Origin of the sequence: Cellulomonas jepli, from assembly GCF_047229345.1 — a bacterium.
Lineage (GTDB): Bacteria > Actinomycetota > Actinomycetes > Actinomycetales > Cellulomonadaceae > Cellulomonas_A.
The window spans coordinates 12,230-27,462 of sequence record NZ_JBFTER010000006.1 but is presented as its reverse complement, the minus strand read 5'-3'; the positions used below and the strand labels follow the sequence as shown (position 1 = coordinate 27,462).

12 protein-coding genes are annotated in these 15,233 nt (G+C 73.6%); 5 read left to right on the top strand and 7 right to left on the bottom strand.

Annotation, left to right across the window (positions count from 1 at the left end; genetic code table 11):
• Positions 1–207 precede the first annotated feature (207 nt).
• On the top strand, positions 208–2,619 hold the full coding sequence (locus AB6N24_RS02480) for an ATP-binding cassette domain-containing protein (RefSeq protein WP_412867851.1): 2,412 nt from the start codon (positions 208–210) through the stop codon (positions 2,617–2,619).
• Between the two features lie 41 nt (positions 2,620–2,660).
• Here AB6N24_RS02480 and AB6N24_RS02475 read toward each other — a convergent pair whose 3' ends face one another.
• The 4 genes from AB6N24_RS02475 to AB6N24_RS02460 form a co-directional block, all read right to left on the bottom strand.
• Complete coding sequence (locus tag AB6N24_RS02475; RefSeq protein ID WP_412867850.1) at positions 2,661–3,626, bottom strand: MEDS domain-containing protein; 966 nt, start codon at positions 3,624–3,626, stop codon at positions 2,661–2,663.
• A gap of 250 nt (positions 3,627–3,876) precedes the next feature.
• Positions 3,877–5,421, bottom strand: coding sequence for a UxaA family hydrolase (locus tag AB6N24_RS02470; protein WP_412867849.1), 1,545 nt, complete (start codon positions 5,419–5,421; stop codon positions 3,877–3,879).
• The gene (locus tag AB6N24_RS02465) at positions 5,418–6,728 is read right to left on the bottom strand and encodes a DUF6807 family protein (RefSeq protein ID WP_412867848.1); all 1,311 of its coding nucleotides are present in this window, start codon (positions 6,726–6,728) and stop codon (positions 5,418–5,420) included. Before AB6N24_RS02465 ends, AB6N24_RS02470 begins: the two co-directional genes overlap by 4 nt.
• Positions 6,725–8,038 carry a Gfo/Idh/MocA family protein gene (locus AB6N24_RS02460; protein ID WP_412867847.1) on the bottom strand — a complete coding sequence of 438 codons (1,314 nt, stop codon included), beginning with the start codon at positions 8,036–8,038 and terminating at the stop codon, positions 6,725–6,727. The genes AB6N24_RS02465 and AB6N24_RS02460 overlap by 4 nt, the downstream gene beginning before the upstream one ends.
• Positions 8,039–8,294: 256 nt before the next feature.
• On the opposite strand from AB6N24_RS02460, the gene AB6N24_RS02455 reads away from it, so the two are divergent.
• The 3 genes from AB6N24_RS02455 to AB6N24_RS02445 all read left to right on the top strand — a co-directional run bounded on the left by AB6N24_RS02455 (position 8,295) and on the right by AB6N24_RS02445 (position 11,582).
• Positions 8,295–9,233: a carbohydrate ABC transporter permease gene (locus AB6N24_RS02455; RefSeq protein WP_412867846.1), complete on the top strand. Its 939-nt coding sequence runs from the start codon at positions 8,295–8,297 to the stop codon at positions 9,231–9,233.
• On the top strand, positions 9,226–10,164 hold the full coding sequence (locus AB6N24_RS02450; protein WP_412867845.1) for a carbohydrate ABC transporter permease: 939 nt from the start codon (positions 9,226–9,228) through the stop codon (positions 10,162–10,164). The genes AB6N24_RS02455 and AB6N24_RS02450 overlap by 8 nt, the downstream gene beginning before the upstream one ends.
• Before the next feature lie 74 nt (positions 10,165–10,238).
• Complete coding sequence (locus AB6N24_RS02445) at positions 10,239–11,582, top strand: ABC transporter substrate-binding protein (RefSeq protein WP_412867844.1); 1,344 nt, start codon at positions 10,239–10,241, stop codon at positions 11,580–11,582.
• An 85-nt stretch (positions 11,583–11,667) separates the two neighbouring features.
• On the opposite strand, the gene AB6N24_RS02440 is transcribed toward AB6N24_RS02445, so the two are convergent.
• Positions 11,668–12,165 (bottom strand): SSI family serine proteinase inhibitor, encoded by a 498-nt coding sequence (locus AB6N24_RS02440; protein WP_412867843.1) that lies wholly within the window; start codon positions 12,163–12,165, stop codon positions 11,668–11,670.
• 141 nt (positions 12,166–12,306) lie between these two features.
• Complete coding sequence (locus AB6N24_RS02435; RefSeq protein WP_412867842.1) at positions 12,307–13,341, bottom strand: LacI family DNA-binding transcriptional regulator; 1,035 nt, start codon at positions 13,339–13,341, stop codon at positions 12,307–12,309.
• 123 nt (positions 13,342–13,464) lie between these two features.
• Between AB6N24_RS02435 and AB6N24_RS02430 the strand changes: the two genes are divergently transcribed.
• The gene (locus tag AB6N24_RS02430) at positions 13,465–14,154 is read left to right on the top strand and encodes a ThuA domain-containing protein (RefSeq protein WP_412867841.1); all 690 of its coding nucleotides are present in this window, start codon (positions 13,465–13,467) and stop codon (positions 14,152–14,154) included.
• Between the two features lie 70 nt (positions 14,155–14,224).
• On the opposite strand, the gene AB6N24_RS02425 is transcribed toward AB6N24_RS02430, so the two are convergent.
• On the bottom strand, positions 14,225–15,160 hold the full coding sequence (locus AB6N24_RS02425) for an NAD-dependent epimerase/dehydratase family protein (RefSeq protein ID WP_412867840.1): 936 nt from the start codon (positions 15,158–15,160) through the stop codon (positions 14,225–14,227).
• Between the last annotated feature and the right edge of the window lie 73 nt (positions 15,161–15,233).

The following is a 15,233-nucleotide window of genomic DNA, read 5'->3' as shown; positions in this document are numbered from 1 at the left end:
GAGGTCCTCGATCAGCACCGCCCCAGCGTGCCACAGCGGTCCGCGCCGATCCCCGGCAGCGCTGGGTTCCCGCAGCGCTGGGTTCCCGCATCGCTGAGTTCCGGCCGCGCCGGGGGTCTTCCCGTGTGGGCCCGCCTCGCTAGCGTGGACCCTCTCCACCCGCCCTGCCGCCAGCCGGTCAGCCCTCACCGACGGAGACCTCCCCTCATGGCCACGAGCACCGAGACCGAGCCGTCCACGACCGAGCAGTCCACGCAGCCGAGCACGCGGCACGTCGCCGACGCGCACGACCTCCTCCGCGTGCACGGCGCGCGCGAGAACAACCTCAAGGACGTCAGCGTCGAGATCCCGAAGCGCCGGCTCACGGTCTTCACGGGCGTCTCCGGCTCGGGCAAGAGCTCGCTCGTGTTCGGCACGATCGCCGCCGAGTCGCAGCGCATGATCAACGAGACCTACAGCGCGTTCGTGCAGGGCTTCATGCCGACGCTCGCGCGCCCGGACGTGGACGTCCTCGAGGGCCTGACGACGGCGATCATCGTCGACCAGGAGCGGATGGGCGCCAACCCCCGCTCGACCGTCGGCACCGCGACCGACGCGAACGCGATGCTGCGGATCGTGTTCAGCCGCCTCGGGCAGCCGCACGTCGGCTCGTCGCAGGCGTTCTCGTTCAACGTCGCGTCGGTCAGCGGCGCCGGGGCGGTCACGTACGAGAAGGGCGGCACGACCACCAAGGAGCGCCGCGAGTTCCGGATCACGGGCGGCATGTGCCCGCGCTGCGAGGGCATCGGCAAGGTCACCGACTTCGACCTCACGGCGCTGTTCGACGCGTCGAAGTCGCTCAACGAGGGCGCGCTCACGATCCCCGGGTACAGCGTCGACGGCTGGTACGGCCGGATCTTCAGCCAGTCGGGCTTCTTCGACGCCGACAAGCCCGTCGGGCAGTTCACCGAGGCCGAGCTGCACGACCTGCTCTACAAGGAGCCGGTCAAGATCAAGGTCGACAACATCAACCTCACCTACGAGGGCGTGATCCCGAAGATCCAGAAGTCGCTGCTCGCGAAGGACAAGGACGCGATGCAGCCGCACATCCGGGCCTTCGTGGACCGCGCGGTCACGTTCACGACGTGCCCCGACTGCGACGGGACGCGGCTCAACGAGGGCGCGCGCTCCTCGAAGATCGGCGGGGTCAGCATCGCCGACGCGTGCGCGATGCAGATCAGCGACCTCGCGCAGTGGGTGCGCAGCCTCGACGAGCCGTCGGTGGCCCCGGTGCTCGAGACGCTGCGCGACACCCTCGACTCGTTCGTCGAGATCGGCCTCGGCTACCTCTCGCTCGACCGGTCGTCCGGCACGCTCTCGGGCGGCGAGGCGCAGCGCACCAAGATGGTCCGGCACCTCGGGTCGTCCCTGACCGACATCACGTACGTGTTCGACGAGCCGACCACGGGCCTGCACCCGCACGACGTCCAGAGCATGAACGACCTGCTGCGGCGCCTGCGGGACAAGGGCAACACGGTGCTCGTCGTCGAGCACGAGCCCGAGACCATCGAGATCGCGGACCACGTCGTCGACCTCGGGCCCGAGGCCGGCACCGCGGGCGGGACGATCTGCTTCGAGGGGAGCGTCGAGGGGCTGCGCGCGAGCGACACGCTCACGGGCCGCCACCTCGGCTACCGCGCGACGCTCAAGGACTCCGTGCGCACGCCCACGGGGGCGCTGGAGATCCGGGGTGCGAGGACGCACAACCTGCGCGGCGTCGACGTCGACATCCCGCTCGGCGTGCTCGTCGTCGTCACGGGCGTGGCCGGCTCGGGCAAGAGCTCGCTCGTGCACGGCTCGATCCCGCGCGGGGCGGAGGTCGTGTCGATCGACCAGGTGCCGATCCGCGGCTCCCGGCGCAGCAACCCCGCGACGTACACGGGGCTGCTCGAGCCGATCCGCAAGGCGTTCGCCAAGGCCAACGGGGTCAAGCCGGCGCTGTTCAGCGCGAACTCCGCGGGCGCGTGCCCCACGTGCAACGGCGCGGGCGTGATCTACACCGACCTGGCGATGATGGCCGGCGTCGCGACGACGTGCGAGGAGTGCCAGGGCAAGCGGTTCCAGGCCTCGGTGCTCGAGTACCACCTGGGCGGCAAGGACATCAGCGAGGTGCTCGCGATGTCCGTGACCGAGGCCGAGGAGTTCTTCGGCGCCGGGGAGGCGAGGACGCCCGCGGCGCACGCGATCCTCGACCGGCTCGCCGACGTCGGGCTCGGCTACCTCAGCCTCGGGCAGCCCCTCACGACGCTGTCCGGCGGCGAGCGGCAGCGGCTCAAGCTCGCGACGCACATGTCGGAGAAGGGCGGGGTGTACGTGCTCGACGAGCCGACGACCGGCCTGCACCTCGCGGACGTCGAGCAGCTGCTCGGGCTGCTCGACCGGCTCGTCGAGTCCGGGAAGTCCGTGATCGTGATCGAGCACAGCCAGGCCGTCATGGCCCGCGCCGACTGGATCATCGACGTGGGGCCGGGAGCGGGCCACGACGGCGGGCAGATCGTGTTCGAGGGCACGCCGGCCGACCTCGTCGCCGCGCGCTCGACGCTCACCGGGGAGCACCTCGCGCGGTACGTGCTCGACTGAGGCGGGGGAGCGCACCGCCGCCAGGACGGGGGGCGGTGCGCTCAGGCTCTCGGGGGCGCGACGGGGTCGTCGTCGACGCTGAACGTCACCGTGTAGCCGCCCGGCCCCGTGCGGTGGTGGACGTCGCGCAGGAGCACCTGGACCATCCACATCCCGCCACGGTCGTACGGGCTGCCGGGCGACGCGGGCAGCAGGCCGACGAGCGGGTGCGGGCCCGGGCCCGTGTCGCTCACGGCGACGGTGACGCGCCCCGGGCGGTCGAGCCAGCCCCGCACCAGCACGGGAGCCCGTCCGTGCGTCCACGCGTTCTCGACGGCCTCGCTCGTGGCCAGGATGACGGTCTCCTGGGCGGTCTCGGGCAGCCCGGCCCGCAGCGCGAGGTCGCGCACCGCGCGGCGGGCGTCCGCGGACGACGGGTCGACGAGCGCGAGCGTCGGGGGCGAGGCCTCCGTGGGGTGCGCCGGGACCTCGAAGAAGGTGCGGGTGCGCGTCCCCGCCTCGTCGAAGTCGGCGTTCGGGCCCCCGCTGTGGGCGTCCTCGACGTGGGCGTGCGTCGCCCGCAGGTCCTCCAGCATGCCCGGGTCGATCGTGCGCGCGTCGTGCGCGCACTTGCCCCACGCCCGGTAGGGAGCGAGGACGACGTTCGCGGCCGCCTCGTACCGCCGCCACTCGTGCCACTGCTCCGGGGTGGTCGCGACGGGCATCTGGTTGACGATCCGGACCGTGGTCCCCTCGCTGTCGAGCCGGGCCAGGAGCTGCTGCGCGCGGTGCAGGTCGCGGCCGGCGAACCGCTCGTGGTCCTGCTCGCGCAGGGCGAGGGCGTCGGTGACCTCGGGCACCGCGGCGAGCAGCGCGTCGACGACGTCCGGGCGCCCGAGCACGACGGTCCGTTCGCCGGCGGCAGCCCCCTCGCGCAGGAACGGCGCCATCAGCCGGACGAGGTCGTCGGTCCCGTCGTGCAGGACGAGGTCGTGCCGGAAGGTCCGCTCCGGGTGGGTCGTGATCATGCCGGGCTCCGGGCGACGTCCTGCGTGCGGCCGCGACCGGCCGCGATCGTGGGCATGCGACTGGACACGGGAACCCCCGCCCGCTCGATGCGTCGTCGGACCGAACGGTTCCATGCTCGCACCGTTCGGGGCCCTCGTCCCTCCCGGGGGTGTGCGGGGCGCGTCCCACACCTCTACGGGCACACCCGTGCGCGGGGCCGGGGCGCTCCGGACCGCCTCCGGACCGCCGCGGTCGCGGTCGCTCAGCGCGTCACGTCACCGTCCCGAGCTGCCACGGCACGAACTCGTCCTGCCCGAGGTCGAGCTCCTCGGAGACGGTCTGCTCGCCCGACGCGACGGCGATGATCTTCTCGAAGATCTCCTCGCCGACCTGCTGGACCGTCGCCTCGCCGTCGACGATGCGCCCCGCGTTCAGGTCCATGTCCTCGGACATCCGGTCGTACGTCTCGGTGTTGGTGCACACCTTGATCGACGGCGTGGGCTTGCACCCGAGCACCGACCCGCGCCCGGTGGTGAAGACCACGACGGTCGAGCCGCCCGCGACGATGCCCGTCACGGAGACCGGGTCGTAGCCCGGGGTGTCCATGAACGTGAAGCCCTTCGCGGTCACGGGCTCGGCGTACTCGTAGACGGCCGCGAGCTCGGCGCTGCCGCCCTTGGCGACGGCCCCGAGCGACTTCTCGAGGATCGTCGTCAGCCCGCCGGCCTTGTTCCCGGGCGAGGGGTTGTTGTCGAGCGAGCCGCCGCCCTGCGCCGCGTAGGTCTGCCACCAGTCGATGCGGCGGAGGAGCTTGCGGCCGACCTCCTCGCTGACCGCGCGGCGCGTGAGCAGGTGCTCGGCCCCGAAGACCTCGGGGGTCTCGGCGAGGATCGTGCTGGCGCCGTGCGCGACGAGCAGGTCGGACGCGTAGCCGAGCGCCGGGTTCGCGGTGATGCCCGAGTACCCGTCGCTGCCGCCGCAGTTCATGCCGAGCACGAGCTCGGAGACGGGCGCCGGTGCGCGCCGCAGCGCCTCGATCTCGGGGAGCATGTCCTGGACCGCCTCGACGCCCGCCCTGACGGTCCGCCGGATGCCGCCGGTCTCCTGGATGACGAGCGTGCGCACCGGCTTGTCGGCGGGCAGGTCGAGCCCGTCGAGCAGCGACTGGGCGGGCAGCATCTCGCAGCCGAGCCCGAGCACCAGGACACCCGCCACGTTGGGGTGGTTCGCGTACCCGCGCAGGGTGCGCAGCGTGATCTGCGCGCCCTCGCTCTGCGCGACGAGTCCGCAGCCGGTCGTGTGCGTGAGCGCGACGACGCCGTCGACGTGCGGGTAGGCCTCGAGCACCGGCCCGCGGAACTGGTCGGCGATCATGCGCGCGGACGACGCCGAGCAGTTCACCGACGTGAGGATCGCGACGTAGTTGCGCGTCCCGACCCGGCCGTCGGCGCGGTGGTAGCCCTGGAACGTGCGGACCGGCCCGGTCCAGGGTGCGGGGCGCACGCGCGCGGTGCCGAACTCGTAGTCGCGCGCGACGTCGTCCATGCCGAGGTTGTGCGTGTGCACGTGGTCGCCGACCGCGATGTCACGGGTCGCGAGGCCGATCGACTGCCCGTACTTGTGCACCTGTCCGCCGGCGGGGACGTCCCGGACCGCGAGCTTGTGCCCGCGCGGCACGCTCTGCCGGACCACGAGCGGCGCGCCGTCGTGCCGGATCTCGGTGCCCGACTGCAGGTCGCGGGTCGCGACGGCGACGTCGTCACCGGCCCGCAGGACCAGCGCGCAGTCCGTGAGCTCGGGGAGGGTGGTGCTCATCGGTGCTGCTCCTGGGGGGTCGGCGGGGCGTCGGGCGTGGGGCGGTCGGCGCGGGGGGCCCGGGAGCCGGCGGCGGGCCCGGCGGGCGGCGCGAGGGTCCGGGCGGTGGGGACGGGCCCGGCGGACCGGGCCGCCGCGGTGCCGAGCAGCGCCGCCGCGACCTCGGTGTCCGCGAGGCGGCCGTCGGCGACGAGGCAGCGCAGCCCCCGCGTGAACGGCTGCCCGGGCTCGACGAGCGCGGGCTGCTCCCACGCCCAGGCCGAGCCCAGCCCCGGGTAGTCGGCGACCCGCACGAACCACGGGTCGTCGGCGTCCTGGCCCCGCGCGGGCGCGAGGGCGACCGTGAAGTCGCCGTCCGCGGAGGGCCCGCTGTCGGTGGCCCGGGCCGCGTCGCCCGCAGGCCCGGGCGCGCTGAGGAGGCCGTCGCCCACGCCGCTCGCGGTCCCGTCGGCGAACCCGGCGACCTCGATGGACCCTTCGGCGCCGACGCGCCCGAACCCGTCGCGCCCGAAGACCCCACCGAGCGGGATGCCGCTCGCGCTGGTCAGGGCTGCCGGCTCGGGCGCCGGGCGCGACCGCGCCGACCACGCGACCCAGGCCGCACCCTGCGACGGCCGCGACCCGTGCACGGCGTCCTCGCCGCGGCCCAGGGGCGTGCGCACGTCGACGTCGAGGCACGCGGGCAGCCGCCAGAAGAAGCCGCCGTACCCGCCGCCGACGCGGCCGTTCGAGCCGGGGCTGCCCAGCGCGACGGGGCCGGTGCGTCCGGCGGCGAGCGTGAGCACGGTCGTGAGCTCGAGCACCCAGCCCGTGCCCGCGGCGAGCGCCCCGGCGGGACCCCAGCGGAGGGTCCGCGTCTCGCTCAGCACCGGCACGCCCTGCGCGTCGAGCCACGTCAGCGCCTCGACGCGCAGGCTCGGCTCCTCGAGCGGCCACGCGTCGTGGCGGACGGCGCCGTGGTCGTGGCGCCACGTGTAGCCGTCGTCCCGCACGTACGTGCGCCCGCCCCACAGGTTGCTGCCCGCGACGTCCTGCACGCCCACGGTGAGCCCCACGTGCCACGTGTGGTCCCGCGGCGCCGCGTCGGTCACGAGGACCCCGCCCGGGGTCCGCACGGGGTGCAGGTGCGGGCGCGGGGAGTCGAACGCGGGTGCCCCCGAGCCGTCCGCGTACTCGGCGACGACGCGGCCGGCGACCTCGAGCCGCGCGAGCACGCCGTGCTCGCCCCACGCGGGCGTCGGGTCCCACGGCGGTGCCTTCACGGGCGCGTCCGGGCCTGCGGGGCCGTTCGCCGGGGAGTCCGTCATGCCGCACCCCCGCTCGTCGACGCGCGCGTCCACGGCGCCCCGAGCTCACCGAACGTCTGCAGCGTCTCGGCGACCTGGGCGCACAGCTCCTCGACGCCGCGCACCACGAGGTGCCGGCCGGCCTCGTCCGTCACGTCGTCGACGTGAGCGGGGCCGATCGTCACGGGGTCGGGTGCGGCGCGCACCGCGTCGAGCACGCGCATGAACGCCCCGGTCGCGACGAGCGGCGCGTGCAGCGGCACCGCGGGGTCGGCGCGGTGCGCCAGGAGGTTCTCGAGCAGGTCGTCGCGCCCGCACGTCTCCGTGCGGGTGCCGCCCGGCCCGGTGATCTCGAGCACGTCGCGCGTGTAGTGCAGGACGACGCGCCCCGCGGTGCCGTGCACCACGAGGTGCGGCGGGGTCTGCGCGGCGGCGCACAGCGTGAGCCCGAGCGCGATCCGCAGCCCGTCGGTCGTGGTGACCCGGACGCTCGACGTGTCGTCGGCCTCGATCGGGTTGGCGCGCGCGAGGTCGAGCTCGACCGAGGCGACGTCCTGCGCCCGGGAGGCGCCGGCGAGCAGCAGCGCGGTCGCGACCGCGTGCGCCAGGGGATTGGTCACGACGCCGTCGACCACCGCGCGCCCGTCGACCGTCCGGCGCCCGGCCCACCGCGCGCGCGTCCAGTACGTGTCCGGGCGGACCCACGTCCCCACACCGCCGACGCCCGTGACCGTCCCGACCTCGCCGCTCGCCACGATCTCGCGGACGCGTGCGACGGCGTGCGAGCCGTAGGTCTGGAAGCCGACCTGGACGGTCCGTCCGGTGCGCTCCTGCGTCGCGACGAGCTCCTCGAGCTCCGCGAGCGACGCGGTCGGCGGCTTCTCGAGGAGCACGTCGCAGCCGGCCTCGAGCGCGGCCGTCGCGAGCGGTGCGTGCGTGTCGATCGGGGTGCACAGGATCACGACGTCGGGCGCGCCCGCGGCGAGGAGCGCGGCGAGGTCGGGGTGCCACACGGTGCCGTCGGGCACGTCGTCGGCGGACGCGAGGCGCTGCCCGCGGGCCGCGCCCTCGGCGACCTCGGCGGGCGTCGCGAGCGGGTGCGGGTCGACGACGGCGGCGAGCCGGAGGACCCCCGCGTCGGCGAGCGAGCGAACGTGACCAAGATGTGATGTGCCGTGCCCGTGGGTCCCGACGAGCGCCACCGAGACCGGTCGGGAAGCGGCGGCCGCGGCGGCGCCGTCGGGTCCGGCGAGCTCCTGCGGTGACGTCTGCGCAGGTGGGGACCCGTGCGGGCGCCCCTCTCCCTCGATCGTGGGCGCGGTCTCTGGCACGCTCGGCTCCGCTCGCGTCGTCGCTGGTCAGCAGGCTGTCCCCCTGCTGTGGCACTGCTCTGGCACCCGGCCGTGTGGTTGACATCACACATTCCGGACTGGTACCAAACTACTACCAGAAAGCGGAGAGCGCTTTCCACCCTGCTCGGGACATCGATGAGGATCCACCGGGAGTGCGCATGACGAACGTCCAGCACGGCACGACAGGCAGGGACGGGTCCACCACCCGCACCTGCCTCCGCAGGGGGTGGTGACGGTGGCGACCATCACCGAGCTCCGCTCCCTGCGCCGCACGAAGGGACCGGCCTCCATGGCCCCGTCCGAGCGCGGCGACAACAAGGCGGCGGCCGTCTTCCTCGCACCCTGGTTCCTCGGCCTCGCCGTGATCACCGTGGGACCGATCCTCGCGTCGCTCTACCTGTCCTTCACGGACTACAACCTGCTCGAGGACCCCAGCTGGATCGGCCTCGAGAACTACCAGCGCATGCTGGAGGACACCCGGCTGCACAACTCGCTGCGCGTGACGTTCACCTACGTGTTCGTCTCGATCCCGCTCCAGCTCGCCGCGGCCCTCGGCCTCGCGCTCGTGCTCGACCGCGGCCTGCGCGGCCTCGCGCTGTACCGGTCCGTCTACTACCTGCCCTCGCTGCTCGGCGGCTCCGTCGCCATCGCGCTGCTGTGGCGCCAGGTCTTCGGCTCCGACGGCCTCATCAACCAGGTGCTGGGGTACTTCGGGATCCAGGGCCAGGGCTGGGTGTCGCACCCCGACTACGCGCTCGGCACCCTCGTGATCCTCAACGTGTGGACGTTCGGCGCGCCGATGGTCATCTTCCTCGCCGGCCTGCGCCAGATCCCCGAGATGTACTACGAGGCGGCGTCGATCGACGGCGCGGGCAAGGTGCGCCAGTTCGTCGCGATCACCGTCCCGCTGCTCAGCCCGATCGTGTTCTTCAACCTCGTGCTGCAGATCATCGGCGCGTTCCAGTCGTTCACGCAGGCGTTCATCGTCAGCGGCGGGACCGGTGGCCCGGTGGACTCCACGATGTTCTACACGCTGTACCTCTACCAGCGCGGTTTCGGTGCGCTCGACATGGGGTACGCGTCCGCGATGGCGTGGCTGCTCCTGGCCATCATCGCCGGCATGACCGCCCTGAACTTCATCGCCTCCAAGTACTGGGTCTTCTACAATGACTGACACCGCCCACCGCCCCGTCGTGCACAACGACCTGCACCGGACGGCCGCGGTCGAGGCCGCCTCCGCCGCCGCCACCGCGAGCCGCAAGCGCCGTTCCCCGTGGGTCGGTCACGCCAAGTCGGCCCTCAAGCACACGGCCCTCGTCGCCTTCGGCTTCGTGATGCTGTACCCGCTGCTGTGGATGATCGCGAGCTCGATCAAGCCGAGCGCGCTGATCTTCCGCGAGCCGGGCCTCATCCCGTCCGCGATCGACCTCAGCAACTACTCGGTCGGCTGGAACGCGCTCACGCACCCGTTCAGCCACTACCTGCTGAACTCGGCGATCCTCGTGCTCGGGGTCCTGCTCGGGAACCTGCTCTCGTGCTCGGCCGCCGCGTACGCGTTCGCGCGGCTCAACTTCAAGGGCCGCAAGTTCTGGTTCGCGATCATGCTGATGTCGATCATGCTGCCGGTCCACGTCGTGATCGTGCCGCAGTACGTGCTGTTCTCCGAGCTCGGCTGGATCAACACGTTCCTGCCGATCATCGTCCCGCACCTGCTCGCGACGGACGCGTTCTTCATCTTCCTCATGGTCCAGTTCTTCCGGGGCCTTCCCCGCGAGCTCGACGAGGCCGCGCGGATCGACGGCGCGGGGCACGCCCGGATCTACTTCCAGATCATGCTGCCGCTGTCCACGCCGGCCCTCGCGACGACCGCGATCTTCTCGTTCATCTGGACCTGGAACGACTTCTTCCGGCAGCTCATCTTCCTCACCAAGCCGGACATGTACACGGTCCCGATCGCGCTGCGCAGCTTCATCGACGCCACGGGCGAGAGCTCGTGGGGCCCGATGTTCGCGATGTCGATCGTCTCGCTCGTCCCGCTGTTCCTCGTCTTCCTCTTCGGTCAGAAGTACCTCGTCAAGGGAATCGCCACGACGGGCATCAAGTGACCGCTCGGCTCGGCCCTGAACCGTGCGCGACGGTGCGCACGGAGTACCGCCCTCACCCCCACCGAAGGAGCACGATGTCTCTTCTCACGACCCGCCGCCCGCACCTGCGGCGCAGCGTGCGGCTCGCCGCGGCGCTCGGTGTCGCGGCCCTCGCCCTCACCGCGTGCGGGCAGGGCGAGGCGACGCCGGAAGCCTCCGAGCCCGCCTCGGCCCCCACCGAGACCGGGCCCGTCACGATCCGCTTCTCGTGGTGGGGCTCCGACACCCGCCACCAGCTCACGCAGCAGGTCATCGACGCGTTCCAGGCGGAGTACCCCAACATCACGGTGCAGGGCGACTTCACCGACTGGGGCGGCTACTGGGACAAGCTCGCGACGTCCGTCGCCGCCGACGACGCCCCCGACGTCATCACGCAGGAGGAGCGGTACCTGCGCGACTACGCGACGCGCGGCGTCCTGCTCGACCTCTCGACGGTCGAGGACACGCTCGACCTGTCGAACATCGACCCCTCGGTCGTCGAGTCGGCGTCGTTCGACGACGGCACGTTCGGCGTGCCGACCGGCGTCAACGCCTACGCGGTCTTCGCCGACCCGGCGGCCTTCGAGGCGGCGGGCGTCGAGATGCCCGACGACAAGACGTGGACGTGGGACGACTACCTCGACATCGCCACGAAGATCACGGCGAACACCGGCGGGGCGGTCTACGGCACGCAGGACTACGCGTTCAACGAGCCGGGCTTCTCGATCTACGCGCGGCAGCAGGGCCAGAACCTCTACGACGAGAACGGCGAGGTCGGCTACGACGACGAGCTGCTCGCCGAGTGGTGGCAGCTGTCGGTCGACATCCGCAAGGCGGGCGGCCAGCCCGACGGCGCGAAGTCGGTCGAGGTCGACGCCGCGGGCCCCGAGGGCTCGCTGCTCGGCACGCAGACGGGCGCCATGGGCGTCTGGTGGACCAACCAGCTCGGCGCCATCTCGACCGCGGCGGGGCGTGAGCTCACGCTCCTGCGCTTCCCCGGCGAGTCGGAGCACGAGCGCACCGGCATGTACTTCAAGCCCGCGATGTACTACTCGATCGCGAAGAACTCGAAGCACCCGCAGGCCGCGGCGCAGTTCATCGACTTCCTCGTGAACAGCGAGGAGGCCGGCGAGATCCTGCTCTCCGACCGTGGGCTCCCGGCGAACCTCGAGGTCCGCGAGGCGGTCAAGCCGAAGTTCTCCGCCGTGGACCAGCAGGCCGCCGACTTCCTGACGGACCTGCAGGACGAGATCGTCGACGGCGTCCCGGTCCCGCCCGTCGGGTCGGGCGAGGTCGCCACGATCATCCGTCGCGTCAACCAGGAGGTGCTCTTCGACCGGCTCACGCCCGAGCAGGCCGCCGAGCAGTTCACCGCCGAGGTCAAGAACGCGACGCGCTGAGCCCTGAGCAGGGGATGACGACGGCCGGGGTGGACGGCGCACCCCGGCCGTCGCCGTGCGTGCGGTCCGGCGTGCGGCGCGCTGCTCAGGCGCCGCCGGTGCTCCCGAGCAGCGGGGCCAGCGCGTCCCAGCGGCCGATCTCGCAGCCGTCGGTGCGCGAGAACCGTGCGCTCACCGGCACGCCGCCGACCGTGCCCTCGACGGTCGCGACCTGCGGCCCGTCGTACACCTGCGTGCACATGACGTCGCCCGGGGGAGCGTCGAACGCGCCGGGGCCGGCGGCGGCGAGGGCCGCGCACGCCGCGGCCGGGTCCGGGTGGTCGCCGCCGACGGGGTCGCAGGTCAGGGTCATCGTCCGGACCGCTCCCGAGCCGGTCTCGTCGAGCACGACCGTGAGCGAGGCTCCGACGGCGGCGGGTGCCTCCGTCGGGTCCCCGGTGGTCGGGCTCGGGGTGGGGCCGGTCGTCTCCCCCTCGGGCGTGCCGGACGGCGGCGCCGCGCCGCCCGGCTCGTCCTCGCCCGGGGCGGCGCACCCGACGAGCGTGAGCACGGCGACGACGAGCACGATCGTGTGGTTGCGCACGGCGCACCTCCTGGGCCCATCCTGACGCGTCGCCCGCCGGAGGGACAGGGCGGACCCCCGGTGCGCCCCGACGGGAGAGCCCGGGCCGGGCCTCTCGCGACGGGCGAGCCCGGGACGGCACCCGCGGGGTTGCTCCGCCGGTCAGCCCGCGGGCGTGCGCTCCGGGGTCGACGCCCGCAGCACCACGGTGCCCTCGACGTGCACGAGGCGCGGCTCGTCGGCGGGCGCGGCGAGCGCGAGCTGGGTCGCGGCGACCCCGATGTCGACGAGCGGGACGCGCACGGTGGTGAGCGGGGGAGTCACGTCGCGCAGCGTCACGATGTCGTCGAACCCGGCGACCGCGACGTCGCGCGGCACCTCGAGCCCGGCGTCGCGCGCGGCGGCCATGGCCCCGACCGCCATGACGTCGTTGACCGCGAACACCACGTCGACCTGGGCGCCCGAGCCGAGCAGCGTGCGCATGCCCTCGTAGCCGCCGTCGCGCGTGAACGCGCTGCGCACCACGGAGCTCGGCTCGAGCACGAGCCCGAGGTCGATCAGCGCGTCCGAGAACCCCGCGAGCCGGTCGCGCGCCGTGAGGTGGCCCTCCGGTCCGGCGAGCACCGCGAAGCGCCGGTAGCCGAGCCCGTGCAGGGCCCGCGCGAGCGCCGCCGCACCGTCGGCGTTGCCGACCACCACGGTGTCGACCTCGAGGATCGGCTGCCCGACGAGCGCGACCGAGCCGCCGCCGCGCCGGTAGTCGGCGAGCGCGCGGCGCAGCCGCTGGTTCGCGTCCTCGTCGTCGAGCCGGCCGCCCGCGATGATGATCGCCCGGGCGCGCTGGCGGTGCATGAGCTGCACGAGCTCGGTCTCGCGCGACGCATCGTGCTGCGTGCTCGCGAGCGTCACGGCGAGCCCTGCGGTGTCGGCGGCGGTCGTCACGCCGGCGGCGATCGACGAGAAGTACGGGTCGGCGATGTCGTGCACGACGAGGCCGAGCGACGTGGTCCGCCCGCGCGCCATGGCCTGGGCGTTCGCGTCGGGGGAGTACCGGAGCCTCGACGCCGCGGCGAGCACGCGCTCGCGCAGGTCCTCGCGCACGGTGCGGTTCGCGCTGCCGTTGATGGCGCGGGACGCCGTCGCGAGGGAGACCCCTGCCTCGCGGGCGACGTCGCTCAGGGTCACGGGTCCGGCCATGGAGGTCAGGGTAGGGGCAATCCGCGCCGCCGAGCGGGATGCGCCCGCCGTTCCGGCCCCGACGGGACCGAACGGGGCCGCGAACGACCTCCTGTCCGAGCACGTGCCCCGTAGCCTGGCGGGATGCGGCAGCGTGCGTGGGTCCTGGTCGGCACGGGGCGGTACGAGGACGCCTGGCACGACCTGCCGGGGACGGCGTACCGGGTCGCGCGCGAGCTCACGGCGCTCGACGTCGACGTCGACGTGCGAGGGACCCGGCCGGGCTCCCTCGAGGCGCTGGGCACCGACGGGCCCGACCTCGTCGTGGTGATGTCCTCCGTGGGGCGCCCGGACCCCGAGCACGACGGGACCGACGCCGACTGGGCGCCCGGGCACCGCGCGCTCGCCGAGCACGTGCGCACCGGCGGGTCGCTGCTCGGGCTGCACGCCGCGGCGATGACGTTCCGCGACAGCCCCGCGTGGGACCACCTGCTCGGCGGCCGGTGGGTCGAGGGGCGCTCGTGGCACCCGCCCATCGAGCGCTGGACGGTCGAGCCCGACGAGACGCACCCCGTGACGGCCGGCCTCAAGCCGTTCGAGCTGTACGACGAGCGGTACACCGACCTCGAGGTCGCCGACGGCGTGCAGCCGCTCGTGTGGTTCGCCGCGGACGGCCTGCGCCAGCCCGTCGCGTGGGCCCGCGAGGGGGTCCCGGAGGTCGGTCGGGGGCGGGTCGTGTACGACGCGCTCGGGCACGGCGTCGAGTCCTACGAGTCGCACGGGCGACGCGGTCTGCTCGCGCGCGAGATCCGCTGGCTGCTGCGCCGCGGCTGACCTCCGCCGGCCGGGAGCACCTGCGCCCCGCGGCCCGGTGCGGGCGGCGGGGCGCAGGAGCGTCCGGACGTCAGATCTGCGGGTCGATCGCCTCGTCGTCCCGGGCGCGGGCGTCGTCGTGCGAGCCGTCGTGCGCCGCGTCGTCCCGCGTCCCGACCGACGCGCCGGGCTGGTCGCGCCACGAGTGCTCGGGGGAGTACCCGAGCAGCTCGCGCGCGGCGTCGATCGACAGCAGCGTCTCGTTGCCGCTGACGTCCCGGCGGCGCTCGGCGTCGGGGAAGACCTCGTCGAGCAGCTCGGCCGAGGGGCGGTCCATGATCGTGTCCGCCGCGGCGACGATGACGTTGTGGGAGCCGGTCGTCTCCGTCTCGAGCGCCCGGCGCACGGCCTGGGCGACGTCGCGAGCGTCGACGTAGCCCCACAGGTTCCACCGGCGGGCCTGCGCGTCGTCCTGGAACCCCGGCACCCGCGCGTAGTCCTCGGGCCGGAAGATGTTCGAGATCCGCAGGCCCACGAACGGGATGCCCGTGAGCGTCGAGATGTGCTTCGCGGTCTCCTCGCCGAGCACCTTCGACAGCGCGTACGTCGTCGTGGGGTGCGGGAAATGCGCCTCGTCGACGGGCACGTACTGCGGGCCGTTCGCGAACGGCAGCCCGAGGGCCGTCTCGCTCGACGCCCACACGACCTTGCGGACGCCGAGCCGCGCCGCCGCGAGGAACACGTTGGTGTTCATCGTCGTGTTGCGGTTGATCGTCTCCGGTGGGGTCGAGCGGCCCGGTGCGGGGATGTTCGCGAGGTGCACGACCATCTGCGCGCCCGCGAGCGCCTCGATGGCCTGCCCGTAGTCGGTCAGGTCGGCGTGCACCAGCGGGGTGCCGAGGTCGCCCTCGTCCCCGGGGACGCCGACGACGTCGGTGGCCAGGACGGTGTACCCGTGGGCGAGGAGGTCGGCGACGACGGCGCGGCCGGCCTTGCCGCAGGCTCCGGTGACAGCAACGGTGGTCATGAGCGTGATCCTGTCATCGGGCGGCGGCGGGCGCCGGGCCTGAGGGGATGAACTGTGCGCGCCGGGCAGGCAC